This is a genomic window from Marinobacter sp. UBA2498, assembly GCF_002341575.1.
Classification (GTDB): domain Bacteria; phylum Pseudomonadota; class Gammaproteobacteria; order Pseudomonadales; family Oleiphilaceae; genus Marinobacter; species Marinobacter manganoxydans.
In genome coordinates this window covers 467-872 of record NZ_DDOI01000094.1, presented here as the reverse complement: position 1 = coordinate 872, position 406 = coordinate 467, and the positions used below count along the sequence as shown (strand labels likewise).

The 406-nt window shown below is 55.7% G+C and carries 1 pseudogene; it reads left to right on the top strand.

Annotation, left to right across the window (positions count from 1 at the left end):
* Positions 1–224: 224 nt before the first annotated feature.
* Positions 225–406: pseudogene (locus B2W52_RS13155) on the top strand (hypothetical protein); the annotation flags it as partial.

The window sequence follows — 406 nt, the reverse complement described above, 5'->3', positions numbered from 1 at the left end:
TTGCTCGATATAGCGATCGGCCTCCCGGCGGGAGCACATGCCGCTTTCGCTGATGTATTTGTTGAGCCGGGTGGAATTGCCAGTGGTCATCGGGTGTCCGGTTGCCAGTGAGAATGACGGGCATCATATCAGTCTGGAACCCCGGTCGCAGCAGGGGTGGTTCTTTCCGGGCGTCTCTGCCATTCTTTGCGCCTATCCTTAAAACCAACAAACCCTGAGCCGCCATGGAAAAGACACGCATCACCATTGTTGCCGTTACCTGCATTGCCCTGTTCTTCCTGACCAACTACCTGTTCCGGTATCTGATCGGATTTACCGGGTTGCTGGCCTCATTGGTCATTGCGGCCCTGATTGCCGTCTACATGAGCTTCTCAATCGCACGGACCCTTGAGCGTTTGCCGATGCC